The following is a 14,780-nucleotide window of genomic DNA, read 5'->3' as shown; positions in this document are numbered from 1 at the left end:
CGCTGAGGCCGCCAAGGCCGCTCAGAACGGATACCAGCGGACCGTCTCGTCCCCGTCGCGCAGTGAGGTGACGCGGCGTTCGAACTCGGTCAGGGCCTTGGGGTTGGCCGGGGCGTGCTGGGCGACCCAGGCGCAGCTGGCCGTTTCGCGGGCGCCGCGCAGGGTCGAGCAGCCCGACCACTCGCGTACGTCCCAGCCGTAGGTCGCGGTGAAGGTGTCGTAGTCCTCGGCCGGGAGTCCGTAGCGGTCGTGGGAGAGGGCCATGACGACGAGGTCGTGCTCGCGGAGGTCGCCGGCGAAGGTCTCCAGGTCGACCAGGACCGGGCCGTCCGGGCCGATGTGGACGTTGCGGGGGAGCGCGTCGCCGTGGATCGGACCCGGCGGCAGGTGTGGGGTGAGGCCGGCGGCGGCTGCCGCGAAGCCGTCGCGGCGTTCGCGGAGGTAGGCCGCGTCCGCCGGGTCGATCGTGTCGCCGGCCAGGCGCAGCCAGCGCTCCACCCCGCCCAGCAGTTCACGGCGGGGCAGTGCGAAAGGCGGGGCGGGGAGGGCGTGGACCAGCCGTAGCAGTTCGGCCAAATCGCGGGCGCCGGCCAGGCGTACGGGGTCGGGCAGCCGGTGCCACACGGTCACCGGGTGTCCCTCGACGAGCAGCGCCTCGGACTCGGCGGGCCGCACCGCCGGGACCTCCGCCTCGGCGAGCCAGGCCGCGATCCGCAGCTCCCGGTCGGCCCGGTCGAGGAGTTCGGCGTCGCGCCCCACCTTGACCACCAGGTCACCGACGGCGAACACCGCGTTCTCGCCCAGCGCGAGCAGCCGAGCGTCCCCGGCCGCACCGGGCAGCACACCGGCCGCGACCAGCACGTCCCGCGCCCGTGCCTCATCCATCCTTCGCCTCCGTATCCGACCGTGCCCGTACGGCCGACGCGCCCGGCGGGGCGTCAGGTTCACGCCATACGCCGGTCAGTCTCGCATTCGTACAGGTCGGGCCGCGCGCGCGGTGCCTTGACGCCTCTGCGTGCCGTCAGCACCATGGCGGAGGCCGAGTGGGAGGCCCCCACCGTCACAGGTCGCCCGAGCACACAGACACGCCCAGTCCGCCCAGGCACGTGCGAAGGAGCCGATCGCATGACATTGGCGACCGCGACGCCGAAGCGCCCGCGACCGGCGAAGCGGCGTACCTCGGCGCGGGACCGGGAGCGGCGCCTCGTCGACCACGGCGCCTGGTTCCTGGTGCTGCCCGCGCTGATCCCGATCCTGGTGCTGAGCGTCGGACCGCTGCTGTACGGAATCGCGCTGGCGTTCACCGACTCGCAGTCCGGGCGGACCGAGCCCACCCGGTGGAGGCGCTTCCAGTCCCTCGCCTGGCAGGAGGAGTCCGTCACCGCCAACAAGGAGCTGGTGAAGGAGTGGAACGCCACCCACCCCGACGTCAAGGTCGAGTACGTACAGGGGACTTGGGACAGCGTCCACGACCAGCTGCTCACCTCCTTCGAGGGCGGTGAGGCGCCGGACATCATCCACGACGCCTCGGACGACCTCGCGGACTTCGCGTACGGCGGCTACCTCGCCGATCTGCGCGAGCTGCTGCCCGAGCGGCTCAAGTCGGACATCCCGCAGCACAGTTGGGAGACGACGACCTTCGGGGAGGGGATCTACGGGGTCCCGTTCCTCCAGGAACCGAGGGTCCTGATCGCCAATGCGAAGTGGCTCCGCGAGTCGGGTGTGCGCGTTCCGACCCCCGGGGAGCCGTGGAGCTGGGAGGAGTTCCGGGACGTCGCGAAGGAGCTGAGCGGCGACGGGAAGTACGGTGTCGCCTGGCCGCTGAAGGAACCGGTGTCGGCCACGCTGAACCTCTCCCTGTCGGCGGGCGGGCAACTGTTCCACCGGGACGCGGACGGCAAGGTCGAGGTCCGCTTCGAGGCGGCCGACGCGGTGGTCCCGAGGACCGTGCGCGACGAGGTGAACACCGACGGGAGCGCGCCCGGCACCACGCTCGGCATGGGCGGCTCCCACACCCTGCCCGGCTTCTTCGGCGGCAGGTACGCGATGGTCCCGCTCGGCTTCTCGTACCGCCAGCAGATCGTCCAGCAGGCCCCCGAAGGCTTCGACTGGCAGGTGCTGCCCGCCCCCGCCGGCGCCGACGGCCTCGCCCAGGGCGTCAGCCCGCAGACCCTCTCCGTCGCCGAGGACAGCCCCCACCAGAAGGAGGCCGCCGAGTTCATCGACTTCCTCCTCCAACCCGAGAACATGGTCCGCCTGGCCCTCGGCGACTGGATGCTGCCGACCGGCACCGAGGCCCTGAAGGACCCGGCCCTGCACACGACGAAGGACGACTGGGCCACGGGAACGGCCCTCGCCGAACACCTCCGCTCCGCCCCCGCCCAGTCGGTGCGCGGCTACCCGGAGTGGAAGGACAAGGTCGCCACGCCCGCGTTCCAGGAGTACTACAGCGGGGCGATCGACCTGGACGAGCTGCGTGAGCGGCTGGAGGAGGACGGGAATCTGGTGCTGGCCCGCTATCAGCGGTGAGCGGTGAGCCGTAAACAGGTTGCACGAGACGTATCGTCTCGCGTAAGGTCGCGTCCATGACCTCCCACATAGCCATGTTCTCCATCGCCGCCCACGGCCACGTGAACCCGAGCCTCGAAGTGATCCGCGAGCTGGTGGCGCGGGGGCACCGGGTCACGTACGCGATCCCGCCGGCCTTCGCGGAGAAGGTGGCCGAGGCCGGTGCCGAACCGAAGCTCTGGCACTCCACGCTGCCCGGCTCCGACGCCGACCCCGAGGCCTGGGGAAGCGAGCTGCTGGACTACGTGGAACTCTTCCTCGGTGACGCGATCCAGGCCCTGCCGCAGCTCATCGAGGCGTACGAGGGCGACGAACCCGACCTCGTGCTCCATGACATCACCGGGTACCCGGCGCCCGTCCTCGCCCGCCGCTGGGGCGTGAAGGCGATCTCGCTCTCCCCGAACCTGGTCGCCTGGGAAGGCTACGAGGAAGAGGTCGCCGAACCCATGTGGGCCGAGCCGAAGAAGACCGAACGAGGCAAGGCGTACTACGCCCGCTTCCAGGCCTGGCTGGAGGAGAACGGGATCACCGAGCACCCCGACTCGTTCCTCGGCAGGCCCGCCCGCTCCCTGGTGCTCATCCCGAAGGCGCTCCAGCCGAACGCCGACCGGGTCGACGAGAGCCGCTACACCTTCGTCGGCGCCTGCCAGGGCGACCGCTCGGCGCAGGGTGACTGGCAGCGGCCGGCGGACGCGGAGAAGGTGCTGCTCGTCTCGCTCGGGTCGGCGTTCACCAAGCAGCCCGGCTTCTACCGCGAGTGCGTCAAGGCCTTCGGCGACCTCCCCGGCTGGCACATGGTGCTCCAGGTGGGCAAGCATGTCGACGCGGCGGAGCTGGGCGAGATCCCGGCCAACGTGGAAGTGCGTGACTGGGTGCCGCAGCTGGCCGTCCTGAAGCAGGCCGACGCGTTCATCACGCACGCGGGCGCCGGCGGCAGTCAGGAAGGGCTGGCCACCGCCACGCCGATGGTCGCCGTACCGCAGGGCGTCGACCAGTTCGGCAACGCCGACATGCTCCAGTCGCTCGGCGTCGCCCGCCATGTGCCCATGGAGGAGGCGACGGCCGAGACCCTGCGCGAGGCGGTCCTCGCCCTCGTCGACGACCCCGAAGTGGCGCGCCGGCTCAAGGAGGTGCGGCAGGAAATGGCGGGGGAGGGCGGCACCCGCCGGGCCGCCGATCTCATCGAGGCGGAGCTGGCGAGCGGTATGCAGCGGCGACAACGGTGAATAGCAGCGGGTGAATAGCGGTGAATGGTGGGGCAAGCGGGGGCGGTTGCACGTCTACCGTGAAGTCCCGGCACATTTTGGATAACGGTCGGGTCATTTCGTAACGCTCGGATAACGCCCGCCCCGCGCGGAACAGTCATTGACTCTGTTGCCGGGTTCGACCGTTACCCCCGGTGAAAGGTTGTATCGGGCACTTCTTGTACCTCGGGTGAACGGCTCCCAAGCTGGGCGTGAACTCACTTCGAACGCCAGGAAGTTGACCCATGCGCCGAGACATACCCGACCTCGCAGAGGTGCGCCGCGTCACGCAGAAGAAGCGTGACGCCTGGTGGACCGTGCTGCTCGTCGACCCGGTCGCCACACCGCTGGTGCGGCTGACCGCGAAGTACACGAGGATCACGCCCAACCAGCTGACCTGGGGCGCCTTCCTGCTGGGTCTCGTCTCGGCCGCCTTCTTCGCCCTGGGCGACTGGCGCTGGCTGATCGCCGGCGCCGTCGTCTACCACCTGAGCTTCATCCTCGACTGCATGGACGGCAAGGTCGCCCGGCTCACCGGCCAGGGCTCCGTGTTCGGCGCCTGGCTCGACTTCGTCTTCGACCGCGTCCGGGTGGCGGTGTGCGGGGTCGCGCTGATGGCCGGGCAGTACGAGCGCACCGGCGACGCCCTCTACATCTGGCTGGCCGCCGCCGTCATCGGGCTCGACACCCTGCGCTACATCAACTCCCTGGAGATCTTCAAGATCCGCCACACCATGCGCAAGCAGATCAAGTCCCGGCTCCGCGCGGCCCGTCGCGCCGACAACGACCGGGAACTCGCCTTCATGGAGGACCTGCTGCGCGAGAACCCCGAGGCGGACATCGAACAGGACGCGCGGACGGTCGCCGCCGAGGCCACCCAGGCGGCGCCGCAGACCCAGGTGGTCGACCTGCACCAGGAGTTCCGCCGCCGCTTCCCCGCCTACCTCCGCGTACGGTCGTTCCTGCTGCGCCACCGCGTCCGTCCCCATCTGATCAGCGGCATCGAGTTCCAGATGGGCGTCTTCATGGTCGGCCCGCTCCTCGACTCGGTGATGGCGGCGACCATCGTCTCCGGCGCCCTGCTGATCGTCTTCGAGCTGGCCATCATCTACAAACTGCTGCTGTCCACCCGCGACTTCACCCGCACCCTCGCCTCCTTCGACCGGGGGGACATGACGGAGGCGGCCTGAGCGTACGGGCGTGGGCCCGTACGCTCAGGAGCCCGGCCGTCAGACCCGTACGGTCTCGTCCGTACGGTCCTCCTGACCCTCCTGACCCTCCTGACCCTCCTGACCCGCGTGCTGTGCCGGTGCCGGCTCCGCCGACTCGTCGTGGGTGAGGTCCGGCAGCCGGTGCAGCCACTTCGGCAGGTACCAGTTGTGTTCGCCGAGCAGGGACATCACCGCCGGGAGGAGCACACCCCGGATGATGGTCGCGTCGATGAGGACGGCGGCCGCCAGGCCCACGCCCATCTGCTTCATCGACTGCATGGACAGCGTCCCGAAGATGCCGAAGACGGCGACCATGATGATGGCGGCGCTGGTCACGACCCCGGCCGTGGTGACGACACCGTGCTGGATCGCGTCCTTCGTCGTACGGCCGCGCAGTCGCGCCTCACGGATCCGCGAGACCACGAACACGTGGTAGTCCATCGACAGCCCGAAGAGGATCACGAAGAGGAACAGCGGCAGCCAGGTGATGATCGCGCCGACCCCCTCAGCGCCCACCAGCGAGGCACCCCAGCCGTGCTGGAAGACGCCGACGAGGATGCCGTACGCGGCGCCCACCGACAGCAGGTTCAGCACGATCGACGTGATCGCGATGGTCAGCGACCTGAACGACAGCAGCATCAGCAGGAAGGCGAAGACCACGACGAAGACGAAGACCGGGGCCACCGACCCGACGAGCTGCTCGTTGAAGTCCTTCGACCCCGCGACCTGCCCGGTGATCGGCGCCTCGACGCCGTCCACCTTGCCGAGCGTGGCCGGCCGTACCTCGTCGCGCAGCGTGTCCAGGCTCTCCCCGGCCTTGTCCAGGTCGGAGCCGCCCACCAGCGGTACGTAGACGAAGGCGAGGTTCTGCGCGTCGCGCACCTTGATCTCGACCGGGCCGCGCGAGGCACCCGAACTGATCGCCTCCGCACGGAAGTCGGCGAGCGCGCCCTTCATCTCGGCGGAATTGATGTCCTCGGCCTTCACGACCACCTCGGCCGGCTCGGGGCCGCCCGGGAACGCCTCGTTGACACGGTTGTACGTCTGGACGATCGGCAGCGAGTCGCCGAACTCCTGGTCCAGAGTGAAGTTCTGTGTCTTCATGCCGAGCGCGGGCGCCGCGATCGCGAGGAGCGCCCCGGCCGCGACCACCAGGGACACGCCCGGCCTGGCGAGGACGACGCGCAGGACACCGGTCCAGAAGCGGCTGCCCTGCGAAGCCCCGTTGCCGTTGCCCGCACGGCCGTTCCCGCGGCGCTTGTCGGGGTGCAGGAACGGGATCCGCCCCTTCTCCACGCGCTCGCCCAGCAGTGAAAGCAGCGCCGGCAGCACGGTCACGGAGCCCACCATCGCGACCGCCACGACCATCAGCGAGGCCAGGCCCATCGCCTCGAACTCGGCGAGGCCGGTGAACAGCATGCCCGCCATCGCCACGCACACGGTCACCCCGGAGACGATGATCGCCCGCCCACTGGTCGCCGCGGCCACCCGCAGCGCCGTCCGGGCGTCCCGCCCGGCGGCCCGCTCCTCCCGCTCGCGCCGCAGATAGAACAGGCAGTAGTCGACTCCGACGGCCAGCCCGACCAGCAGCATCACCGAGTTCGCGGTCTCGCTCATCGGGATGACATGGCTGACCATCGCCATCAGGCCCATCGTCGCCATGATCGCGGTGACCGCCAGGGCCACCGGCAACAGCGCCGCCACCACCGCGCCGAAGGCGATCAGCAGAATGCCGAGGGCCACCGGTACGGCGGAGAACTCGGCCTTCTGGAAGTCGTCCCCGAAGGCGTCGTCGAACGTCTTCGTCATGCTGGCGCCGCCGATCTCCTCGATCCGCAGCTTCTCGTGCTCGTCCTGGACCCCCTCGACGACCTTCAGCACCGGCTCTATGCGCTCACCGGCGGTGTCCGAGTCGCCCTTGACGTCGAACTGCACGAGCGCGCTGCGGCCGTCCTCGGAGATGGTGTCCGTGTCGTACGGCGAGGTCACGTCGGTGACCTCGCCGGTACGCCCGACAGCCTCGACGACGTCCGCCACAGCCGCCCGGAACTCGCTGTCCGTGGCCTTGGGGCCGCTGCCCTTCGCCTGGATCAGAACCTTCTCGCTCGCCGGTTCCTCGACGCCCGCGTCCTCGATGAGGCGGGCGGCCGTACTGGTCTCGCCCCTGAGCTGCTCGCTGTCCTTGACGTCCGCCCGGCCCACGGCCGAGCCGATCCCCAGGGCCAGGACGACGAACAGCACCCAGATACCGACGGCCGTCCATCGGTGCCGGGCGCTCCATCCGCCCGCCCGGGCGGCGATACCCCGTACCCGTACCTCTCGGTTACCCATGACGGGTCAGACCCTTCGTGAGCGGCAGCGACCTCTGCCGCCACCTTTCATTTCGAAGGTATGAGCCGGATAAAGCCGATACGTCGTGCTGCCCGGTGAACCCCCATGCCTGCGAGTCCTCCGTTCGGACCCCGCACTCTCCCCATCAGGGAGGACAGCGACCCCCTACACCCATGCCGAAGCCCAGGGTCGGCGCCGCAGGGTGCGCCCTGCCCCGGCCCGCCCTCGCCGTGCCTATCGTGGGCCCATGACGACGTACGCGGCGCTCCTGCGCGGGATCAATGTGGGCGGCAGCAAGAAGGTCCCGATGGCCGACCTCCGCACCCTCCTGACCGGCCTGGGCCACGAGGCCGTGGCCACCTACCTCCAGAGCGGCAACGCGGTCTTCACCAGCGACCACGGCGACGAGGACTCCCTCGCCGACGAGATCACCGCCGCCATCGAGAAGCACTTCGGCTTCACCGTCGACGTCCTGGTACGCGACCACGCCTACCTGGAGTCCGTACGCGAGGCATGTCCCTTCCCGGCGGCCGAACTGGAGGGCAGGCAGCTGCACGTGACGTACTTCTCGGAGCCGGTGGACGCGGCCCGCTTCGAAGCGATCGACCAACAGGCCTTCCTCCCCGAGGAGTTCAGGCTCGGAGACCGGGCGCTGTACCTCTACGCCCCCGAGGGCCTGGGCCGTTCCAAGCTCGCGGAGACCCTGTCGAAGCCCCGCCTCCTGAAGGGCCTCGTGGCCACCAGCCGTAACTGGAACACGGTGGTGAAGCTGGCGGAGCTGACGCGGGTCCCGTAAGGGGCGGCCCCTGTGGGAGAAGCCGGCCCGGCGAGCCGTTTAATGAACCCATGGGATATCGGTACATCGTCATCGGCGCGGGAGCGGTGGGCGGAACGATCGGCGGCCGCCTGGCCGGCGCGGGCCACGAGGTCGTCCTGGTCGCACGCGGCGCCCAGTACACGGCCCTCCGCGAGCACGGCCTGCGCCTGAGAACCCCCGACGGCGACCACACCCACCACCTCCCCACGGTCGACGGCCCCGCCGCACTCGGCGACCTCCGCCCCGACGACGTCCTCCTCCTCACCGTGAAGACCCAGGACACGGAGTCGGCCCTGACCGCCTGGGGGCCCGCCCCGGTGACCGGCGGCGGCACCGCCGCGGAGCGGCTCCCCCTGATCTGCGCCCAGAACGGTGTCGAGAGCCAGCGCCTCGCCCTGCGCCGCTTCCACCGGGTGTACGGCGTCTGCGTCTGGCTGCCCTCCACCTTCGTCGAGCCCGGCGTCGTATCGGCTGCCGGCGCCCCGCTCACCGGCATGCTCCACCTCGGCCGCTACCCCCACGGCACCGACGACACGGCTCACCGCATCGCCGCCGACCTGGCGAAGTCCCACTTCGAGGCCCCCGTCGTACCGGACGTCCAGCGCTGGCAGTACGCCAAACTGCTGGGCAATCTCGCCAACGCCCTCGAAGCGGTCAGCGGCCCGGTCGACAGCGCGGCGGCCGAGGCGCTGTACGCCAGGGTGCGGGCGGAGGGCGAGCGGGTGCTGGACGCCGCCGGGGTCACCTACGCGGGCGCCGAGGAACAGCGGCGGACCCGCGGCGACAAGATCACCCTGCTCCCGCCGCCCGACGCCCCGCGCGGCGGCGGCTCCTCCTGGCAGTCCCTCACCCGAGGCACCGGCACCATCGAGGCCGACCACCTCAACGGCGAGATCGCCCTCCTGGGCCGCCTGCACGGCGTCCCGACCCCCCTCAACGACCTGCTGCAACGCCTCGCGAACACGTTCGCCCGCGAGCGCCGGGCGGCGGGATCGCTGCCGGTGGCGGAGCTGACGCGGCTCGCGGACGACGCTGTCGCGTTTGTTCAAGAGGCCTGAGCGCGCCGTCCCTGGCGTGGGGCGCATGAAGAGCCACGACACCACGCACCCGCACCACCCGTACATGGTCGAATGCGCCGCCGAGGCGGCCCGTGTCGCACGGGCCGTCACACCGGATCAACTCCCCCTGCCCACCCACTGCGGCGACTGGGATGTCCGCGCCCTGGTCAACCACTGGGTCCTCTACACCTCCCACGGCCTGGAACACCGCGCCCTGCGCAAGCCCCTCCCCGACGAGCTGACCAAGCGCGACTTCACCACCGACCCCGCCTGGGCCGACGCGTACGCCGCCCAACTGGACCGCGCGGTCGCGGCGTGGGCCGACCCGGCGGTGTGGGAGGGCGACATCGACCTCGGAGGCGGGGTGATGCCCGCCGTCGACATCGCCGGCATGGTCATCAAGGAGACGGCCGTCCACGGCTGGGACGTGGCCACCGCCACGGGACAGAAGTTCCACGTCTCGGAGCCCGCCGCCCAGTTCATCCTCGCCGTGGTGGAAACCCACGGCGACCTCTACCGCCAGTACGACGGCTTCGCCGCCCGGGTACCCGTACCGGCCGACGCCCCGGTCTTCGACCGGGCGCTGGCGGCGAGCGGCAGGGACCCGAAGCCGGCCGCCGAGTGACGTTCACGGTTCCGCGCCCGAAAGCACGGTCGCGGAGTTCAGGCCGCGGTGAGCTGCCCTTCCCGTCGGGCGGCGGCATAGCGGCGCAGCAGCAGCGCGGCCAGCTCGGGGGAGGGGCCGAGCACCTCGGCCAGGACGTCCGCACCCGCCTCGTCCGCGCCGCGCGCGATGCGGTCCGGCAGGAAGCCGGGGGCGATGACGTACGGCGCCACGGCCACCCGTTCGCAGCCGAGTGCCCGTAGCTCCCGTACGGCGTCCTCCGTGCGGGGGAGGGACGCGGAGGCGAACGCGGGTCGCACGGCGCACCAACCGGTGTGCCACCACTCCCGCGCGATGTCGGCGATCACCGCGATCGCCTCCGGGTCGGTGGACCCCGCCGAGGCCAGTACGACCCCGGTCGAGGACTTGTCGGCGGGGCTCAACCCCGCCTCGTACAGACGGCGTTCGAGGGCCGTCAGCAGCAGCGGCGACGGACCGAGCACCTCCGTCCGGCGGATGCGCAGCCGCGGCGGCGCGTCCCGCAGGACCGCCGGGATGTCCGCCTTGGCGTGGAAGGCGCGGGTCAGCAGCAGCGGGAGCGCCACCACGTCCTCGACACCTTCCGCGGCCAGTGACTCCAGCACCCCTTGGACGGAAGGGACGTTGAAGTCGAGGAAGCCGGTCTCCACGCGCAGCCCGGGGCGCAGCGCCCGCACCCGCCGCACCAGGGCGTGCACGGTCGCGGCGTGCCGCGGGTCGCGGCTGCCGTGGGCGATGACGAGAAGTACGGGGCTGCGCATGGGGTTCGGCTCTCTCGGCTCTTCCTTCAGTGCTTCTTCGCTCAGTGCTTCTTCGCTTCTTTCAGGGGGCGCTCAGCGGCTCACGAGCAGACCGCGGCTGCGCAGGACCCACCGCTCCAGCGGGCTGAAGATCAGCAGGTCGATGGCGATGCCGACGATCAGGATGAGGAAGATGGCGAGGAAGACCTGCGGCATGCTGCTGTTGGTGCGGCCCGCCTCCAGCATCTGACCGAGGCCCGAGCCGATGTCGGGTGCCTTCGCGATGATCTCGGCGGCCATCAGCGAGCGCCACGAGAACGCCCAGCCCTGCTTCAGACCGGCCACATAGCCGGGCAGTGCCGCCGGCATCACGATGTGCCAGGTGCCCTTCAGCCCGGTCGCGCCCAGGGTGCGGCCGGCCCGCAGGAACAGCGGCGGCACCTGGTCGATGCCGGACACCAGACCGTTGGCGATCGACGGGACCGCGCCGAGCAGGATCACCGTGTACATCACCGACGGCTCCAGGCCCAGCCAGACCACCGCGGGCGGCACCCACGCCACCGACGGCAGCGACTGCAGACCGGAGAGGATGGGGCCGATCGCGGCGCGGACGATCCGGACGCGGGCCACCAGCAGGCCCAGCGGGGTGCCGATCGCCAGGGCCGCGAGGAAGCCGAGCAGACCGCGGGAGACGCTGGTCCAGATGGAGTCGAGGAGCGTGCCCTGCAGCCAGGCCTCCCGGACCTCCCCCCACACCGCGGACGGCGCGGGCAGCTTGTAGGCCGGCGCGACGCCCGCCCAGACGAGGAGCTGCCAGACCGCCAGCACCAGGGCGACCGCGACGATCGGGGGCAGTACCTTCTGGACGAGGACCTGGCGCAGCGGCGGCCCCCCGGTCTGCACCGAGTCCAGTGCGTCGAGGCCCGCCTCCAGGCCGGCGAGGTCGTCCGTGTCCTTGACGGGAACGGCGTCGCTCTCGGTCTCAGTGCTGGCCATGGCGGCGGATCTCCCTACGCAGTTCTTCGGTGATCTCGACGGACAGCTCCGCCACGGCGGTGTCCTCGATGCGGCGCGGCTGCGGAATGCCCACGGTCCACTCGCGGGCCACCCGGCCGGGGCGCGAGGACAGCAGCACGACGCGCTCGGCGAGCCGTACCGCCTCGCGTACGTTGTGCGTCACGAACAGCACCGAGACCTGGGTCTCGCTCCAGATCCGGGTCAGCTCGTCGTGCAGCACGTCCCGCGTGATGGCGTCGAGCGCGGCGAACGGCTCGTCCATCAGCAGCAGCTTGCTCTCCTGGGCCAGCGCGCGGGCCAGGGCGACGCGCTGGCGCATACCGCCGGACAGCTCGTGCACCCGCTTGTCGTAGGCGCCCTTGAGCCGGACCAGCCCGAGCAGCTCCTCGGTCCGCTCGCGCCGCTCGTTCTTGGCGACGCCCCTGAGCTTCAGGGCCAGTTCGATGTTCTTGCCCGCGGTCAGCCACGGGAACAGGGCGTGCTCCTGGAACATCAGGGCCGGACGCCCGTCGGTCGTGATGCTGCCCGCGCTCGGCTCGTCGAGCCCGGCGACCAGGTTGAGCAGCGTCGACTTGCCGCAGCCCGAGGCACCCAGGAGGGTGACGAACTCGCCCGGAGCGACATCGAGCGTGATGTCGTCCAGGACGAGCTGCTGCCCGGCGGGCCCGGCGAAGGACTTCGACACGTGCTCGATACGGGCGGCGTGCAGAGCCGCGGCCTCGGCGCCGTCGGCGGCCTTGGCGAGTGTGGTGGCCATGGTCGTCACCTCCTGGGAACTCATCGACTGATCGGTTACTTGACGCCGAGACCGGCGTCGCCGACCTCGTCCTCGCCGTCGGCCTTGAGGACCTTGTTGAGCAGCGACAGGTCGTAGATCCCGTCGAGCTTCGGGTCCTCCAGCAGACCGGCCTTCACCGCGTGGTCCGCCTCGGTCTTCAGGGTGGACGCCAGCGGGTCGTTGATGAACTGGATGGACGTCCACGCCGGGTCGAGCACGTCCGCCGGCAGCTCCTTGCCGGAGTCGGCCTTGAGCTGGGCGTTCGCCGCGGCCTTCGCCTCGTCCGGGCTGGAGCCGATGAACGCGTTGGTCTTGACCGAGCCGCGCAGCACGGCCTCCACGACGTCCGGGTGCTCCTTCAGGAACTCCTGCCGCACGATGATGTTCGTGATCACGAACTTCTTGTCCGGCCACAGGTCGGCCTCGTCCAGCAGGACCTTCGCACCCTCGGAGACCAGCTTCGACGCGGTCGGCTCCGGCACCCAGGCGCCGTCGATGGCACCGGACTTGTAGGCGTCCGGGGCGACGGAGTTCTCCGTGCGGACCACGGACACGTCACCCTTGCCGGTGTTCGCGTCGACCTTCCAGCCCTGCTCGGCGATCCAGTTGAGGAACGCCACGTCCTGCGTGTTGCCGAGCTGCGGCGTCGCGATCTTCTTGCCCTTGATGTCCTTGACGGACTTGATCTTGTCCGGGTCGACGACGAGCTTCACACCGCCGGACGCCGAACCGCCGATGATGCGCAGGTTGGCGCCGTCGGCCTTGGTGTAGCCGTTGATCGCCGGGGAGGGACCGATCCAGCCGATGTCGATGGAGCCGCCGTTGAGGGCCTCGATCTCGGAGGGACCGGCGTTGAAGGTCGTGTACTTCGCCTTGGTGCCGCCGAGCTCCTTCTGGAAGAAGCCCTTCTGGATGCCGACCAGCGCGGTGGCGTGGGTGAGGTTGCCGAAGTAGCCGATGTCGACTTCGTCGAGGCCGTCGATCTTCTTGGCCCCGGCGGCGACCTGGCCGGTGTCGGCTTCCGTGGACTCGGAGCCGTAACCGCAGGCGGCGAGGGTGAGCAGGGGAAGCACGGCGATGACCGCGAGAGTACGCCGGAGGGCGGGGGCGGCGGGGCGATGTGCAGGCACGGGAGGTGTTCCTCTCGGAGGCCCGGCGGTCACGGTCTCATCGGTCGTGGCCGGGAAGTCAGGAAAACGGTCTTCGTCGCAACCGGGACGTCGGGTGGGGGGACGGGGCGCGCAGGCAGTGCGCGTACGTCATCGCACACATCGCGCCACTCCGCCCTGCCCGCTGCCGAGGGCGCCGCTGCCCACCCGGCCGCCCTCCTTCGCGAACGTCGCGTAGAAGTCCATGAGGTCCATGGAACTCATCGGGTTCGTTGAGCTCATGTCAGAAGTCCCACCCGTCGTCCTCGGACTCGTCCTTGACGGGCTCCGGGGAGGCGAACGACTCGCCGACCATGCCGGCGGTGAGCGTCGTACCGTCCGCCGGGTCGATCAGGATGAACGAACCGGTGCGGCGGGAGTCGGAGTACGAGTCGACCGGCAGCGCCTCCGCGGTGCGGATCTTGACGCGGCCGATGTCGTTCGCGACGAGCTGTCCCGGATGCGGGTGCAGGGACAGGTCGTCGAGGGTCAGCCGGGACGGGATGTCCTTGACGATCGCCTTGACGGTGCGGGTGCCGTGCTTGAGCAGCACGCGGTGGCCCACCGTCAGCGGCTGGTCGGCCACGTGGCAGACGGTCGCCTCGATGTCCTGCGTGGTCGCGGGCGCGTCCTTGCTGGGCACGAGCAGATCGCCGCGCGAGATGTCGATGTCGTCCTCCAGCCGGAGCGTCACCGACTGGGGCGTCCACGCCGCGGCGACCGGCTTGCCGAGGAGGTCGATGCCCACGACCTTGGTCGCACGGCCGGAGGGGAGCACCGTCACCGGGTCGCCGATCCGGAACGTACCGGCCGCGATCTGGCCCGCGTAACCCCGGTAGTCCGGGAGTTCGGCGGTCTGGGGACGGATCACGTACTGCACGGGCAGCCGGGCGTGGCAGTGCGCCAGGTCGTGGCTGACCGGCACCGTCTCCAGGTGCTCCAGGAACGTCGCGCCGCCGTACCAGTCCATGTTCGCGGACGGCTCCACCACGTTGTCCCCGGCGAGCGCCGAGATCGGGATCGCGGTGATCTCCGGGACGCCCAGCTCCAGCGCATACGCCGTGAACTCCTCGGCGATCCGCGCGAAGACCTGCTCCTCGTAGCCGACGAGGTCCATCTTGTTGACGGCCAGCACCACATGCGGGACGCGCAGCAGCGCGGCGATCGCGGCGTGCCGACGGGTCTGCTCGACGACGCCGTTGCGGGCGTCGATCAGGATCACCGT

At 70.6% G+C, this 14,780-nt stretch carries 14 protein-coding genes; 6 read left to right on the top strand and 8 right to left on the bottom strand.

The window, feature by feature from the left end; genetic code table 11:
* Positions 1 to 21: 21 nt before the first annotated feature.
* Positions 22 to 885: a phosphotransferase enzyme family protein gene (locus I8N67_RS33250; RefSeq protein ID WP_200307981.1), complete on the bottom strand. Its 864-nt coding sequence runs from the start codon at positions 883 to 885 to the stop codon at positions 22 to 24.
* Positions 886 to 1,125: 240 nt separating this feature from the next.
* Here I8N67_RS33250 and I8N67_RS33245 point away from each other — a divergent pair, with 240 nt between their 5' ends.
* From I8N67_RS33245 to I8N67_RS33235, 3 genes are all read left to right on the top strand, one after another.
* Entirely contained in the window at positions 1,126 to 2,529 is a 1,404-nt protein-coding gene (locus tag I8N67_RS33245; protein ID WP_234046697.1) for an ABC transporter substrate-binding protein, read from the top strand.
* Positions 2,530 to 2,585: 56 nt separating this feature from the next.
* The gene (locus I8N67_RS33240) at positions 2,586 to 3,794 is read left to right on the top strand and encodes a glycosyltransferase (protein ID WP_200307980.1); all 1,209 of its coding nucleotides are present in this window, start codon (positions 2,586 to 2,588) and stop codon (positions 3,792 to 3,794) included.
* 263 nt (positions 3,795 to 4,057) lie between these two features.
* Positions 4,058 to 5,002, top strand: coding sequence for a CDP-alcohol phosphatidyltransferase family protein (locus I8N67_RS33235; protein WP_200307979.1), 945 nt, complete (start codon positions 4,058 to 4,060; stop codon positions 5,000 to 5,002).
* 39 nt (positions 5,003 to 5,041) lie between these two features.
* Here I8N67_RS33235 and I8N67_RS33230 read toward each other — a convergent pair whose 3' ends face one another.
* Positions 5,042 to 7,354 carry an MMPL family transporter gene (locus tag I8N67_RS33230; RefSeq protein WP_200307978.1) on the bottom strand — a complete coding sequence of 771 codons (2,313 nt, stop codon included), beginning with the start codon at positions 7,352 to 7,354 and terminating at the stop codon, positions 5,042 to 5,044.
* Between the two features lie 247 nt (positions 7,355 to 7,601).
* On the opposite strand from I8N67_RS33230, the gene I8N67_RS33225 reads away from it, so the two are divergent.
* The 3 genes from I8N67_RS33225 to I8N67_RS33215 are packed head-to-tail and all read left to right on the top strand — an operon-like array spanning position 7,602 to position 9,854.
* Positions 7,602 to 8,150, top strand: a complete 549-nt coding sequence (locus I8N67_RS33225) for a DUF1697 domain-containing protein (protein ID WP_200307977.1) — start codon at positions 7,602 to 7,604, stop codon at positions 8,148 to 8,150.
* A 50-nt stretch (positions 8,151 to 8,200) separates the two neighbouring features.
* Positions 8,201 to 9,229, top strand: coding sequence for a ketopantoate reductase family protein (locus I8N67_RS33220; RefSeq protein ID WP_200307976.1), 1,029 nt, complete (start codon positions 8,201 to 8,203; stop codon positions 9,227 to 9,229).
* Positions 9,230 to 9,254: 25 nt separating this feature from the next.
* A complete protein-coding gene (locus I8N67_RS33215; protein ID WP_200307975.1) occupies positions 9,255 to 9,854 on the top strand; it encodes a TIGR03086 family metal-binding protein in 600 nt (199 codons plus the stop codon).
* Between the two features lie 38 nt (positions 9,855 to 9,892).
* Here I8N67_RS33215 and I8N67_RS33210 read toward each other — a convergent pair whose 3' ends face one another.
* The 6 genes from I8N67_RS33210 to I8N67_RS33185 form a co-directional block, all read right to left on the bottom strand.
* Entirely contained in the window at positions 9,893 to 10,633 is a 741-nt protein-coding gene (locus I8N67_RS33210; protein ID WP_200307974.1) for a sirohydrochlorin chelatase, read from the bottom strand.
* A gap of 72 nt (positions 10,634 to 10,705) precedes the next feature.
* A complete protein-coding gene (locus tag I8N67_RS33205) occupies positions 10,706 to 11,608 on the bottom strand; it encodes an ABC transporter permease (protein WP_200307973.1) in 903 nt (300 codons plus the stop codon).
* Positions 11,595 to 12,386: an ABC transporter ATP-binding protein gene (locus tag I8N67_RS33200; RefSeq protein WP_200307972.1), complete on the bottom strand. Its 792-nt coding sequence runs from the start codon at positions 12,384 to 12,386 to the stop codon at positions 11,595 to 11,597. The genes I8N67_RS33205 and I8N67_RS33200 overlap by 14 nt, the downstream gene beginning before the upstream one ends.
* A 35-nt stretch (positions 12,387 to 12,421) precedes the next feature.
* Positions 12,422 to 13,537, bottom strand: coding sequence for an aliphatic sulfonate ABC transporter substrate-binding protein (locus tag I8N67_RS33195; protein ID WP_200307971.1), 1,116 nt, complete (start codon positions 13,535 to 13,537; stop codon positions 12,422 to 12,424).
* 129 nt (positions 13,538 to 13,666) lie between these two features.
* Complete coding sequence (locus tag I8N67_RS33190; RefSeq protein ID WP_267912865.1) at positions 13,667 to 13,798, bottom strand: hypothetical protein; 132 nt, start codon at positions 13,796 to 13,798, stop codon at positions 13,667 to 13,669.
* A 1-nt stretch (position 13,799) separates the two neighbouring features.
* Positions 13,800 to 14,780: sulfate adenylyltransferase subunit 1 (locus I8N67_RS33185; protein WP_200307970.1), on the bottom strand; the 981-nt coding region annotated here is incomplete at its 5' end.

Source organism: Streptomyces adelaidensis, from assembly GCF_016598475.1.
Classification (GTDB): Bacteria; Actinomycetota; Actinomycetes; order Streptomycetales; family Streptomycetaceae; genus Streptomyces; species Streptomyces adelaidensis.
The sequence above is the reverse complement of the archived record's forward strand: the minus strand, read 5'-3'. Positions and strand labels throughout refer to the sequence as shown.

Bases quoted from the DNA above. Each gene is read 5' to 3' on its own strand.
- I8N67_RS33235 (WP_200307979.1), top strand. From the start codon at position 4,058: ATGCGCCGAGACATACCCGACCTCGCAGAGGTGCGCCGCGTCACGCAG.
- I8N67_RS33215 (WP_200307975.1), top strand. From the start codon at position 9,255: ATGAAGAGCCACGACACCACGCACCCGCACCACCCGTACATGGTCGAA.
- I8N67_RS33250 (WP_200307981.1), bottom strand. From the start codon at position 885: ATGGATGAGGCACGGGCGCGGGACGTGCTGGTCGCGGCCGGTGTGCTG.
- I8N67_RS33190 (WP_267912865.1), bottom strand. From the start codon at position 13,798: ATGAGCTCAACGAACCCGATGAGTTCCATGGACCTCATGGACTTCTAC.
- I8N67_RS33245 (WP_234046697.1), top strand. From the start codon at position 1,126: ATGACATTGGCGACCGCGACGCCGAAGCGCCCGCGACCGGCGAAGCGG.
- I8N67_RS33230 (WP_200307978.1), bottom strand. From the start codon at position 7,354: ATGGGTAACCGAGAGGTACGGGTACGGGGTATCGCCGCCCGGGCGGGC.
- I8N67_RS33205 (WP_200307973.1), bottom strand. From the start codon at position 11,608: ATGGCCAGCACTGAGACCGAGAGCGACGCCGTTCCCGTCAAGGACACG.
- I8N67_RS33225 (WP_200307977.1), top strand. From the start codon at position 7,602: ATGACGACGTACGCGGCGCTCCTGCGCGGGATCAATGTGGGCGGCAGC.
- I8N67_RS33220 (WP_200307976.1), top strand. From the start codon at position 8,201: ATGGGATATCGGTACATCGTCATCGGCGCGGGAGCGGTGGGCGGAACG.
- I8N67_RS33210 (WP_200307974.1), bottom strand. From the start codon at position 10,633: ATGCGCAGCCCCGTACTTCTCGTCATCGCCCACGGCAGCCGCGACCCG.
- I8N67_RS33200 (WP_200307972.1), bottom strand. From the start codon at position 12,386: ATGGCCACCACACTCGCCAAGGCCGCCGACGGCGCCGAGGCCGCGGCT.
- I8N67_RS33240 (WP_200307980.1), top strand. From the start codon at position 2,586: ATGACCTCCCACATAGCCATGTTCTCCATCGCCGCCCACGGCCACGTG.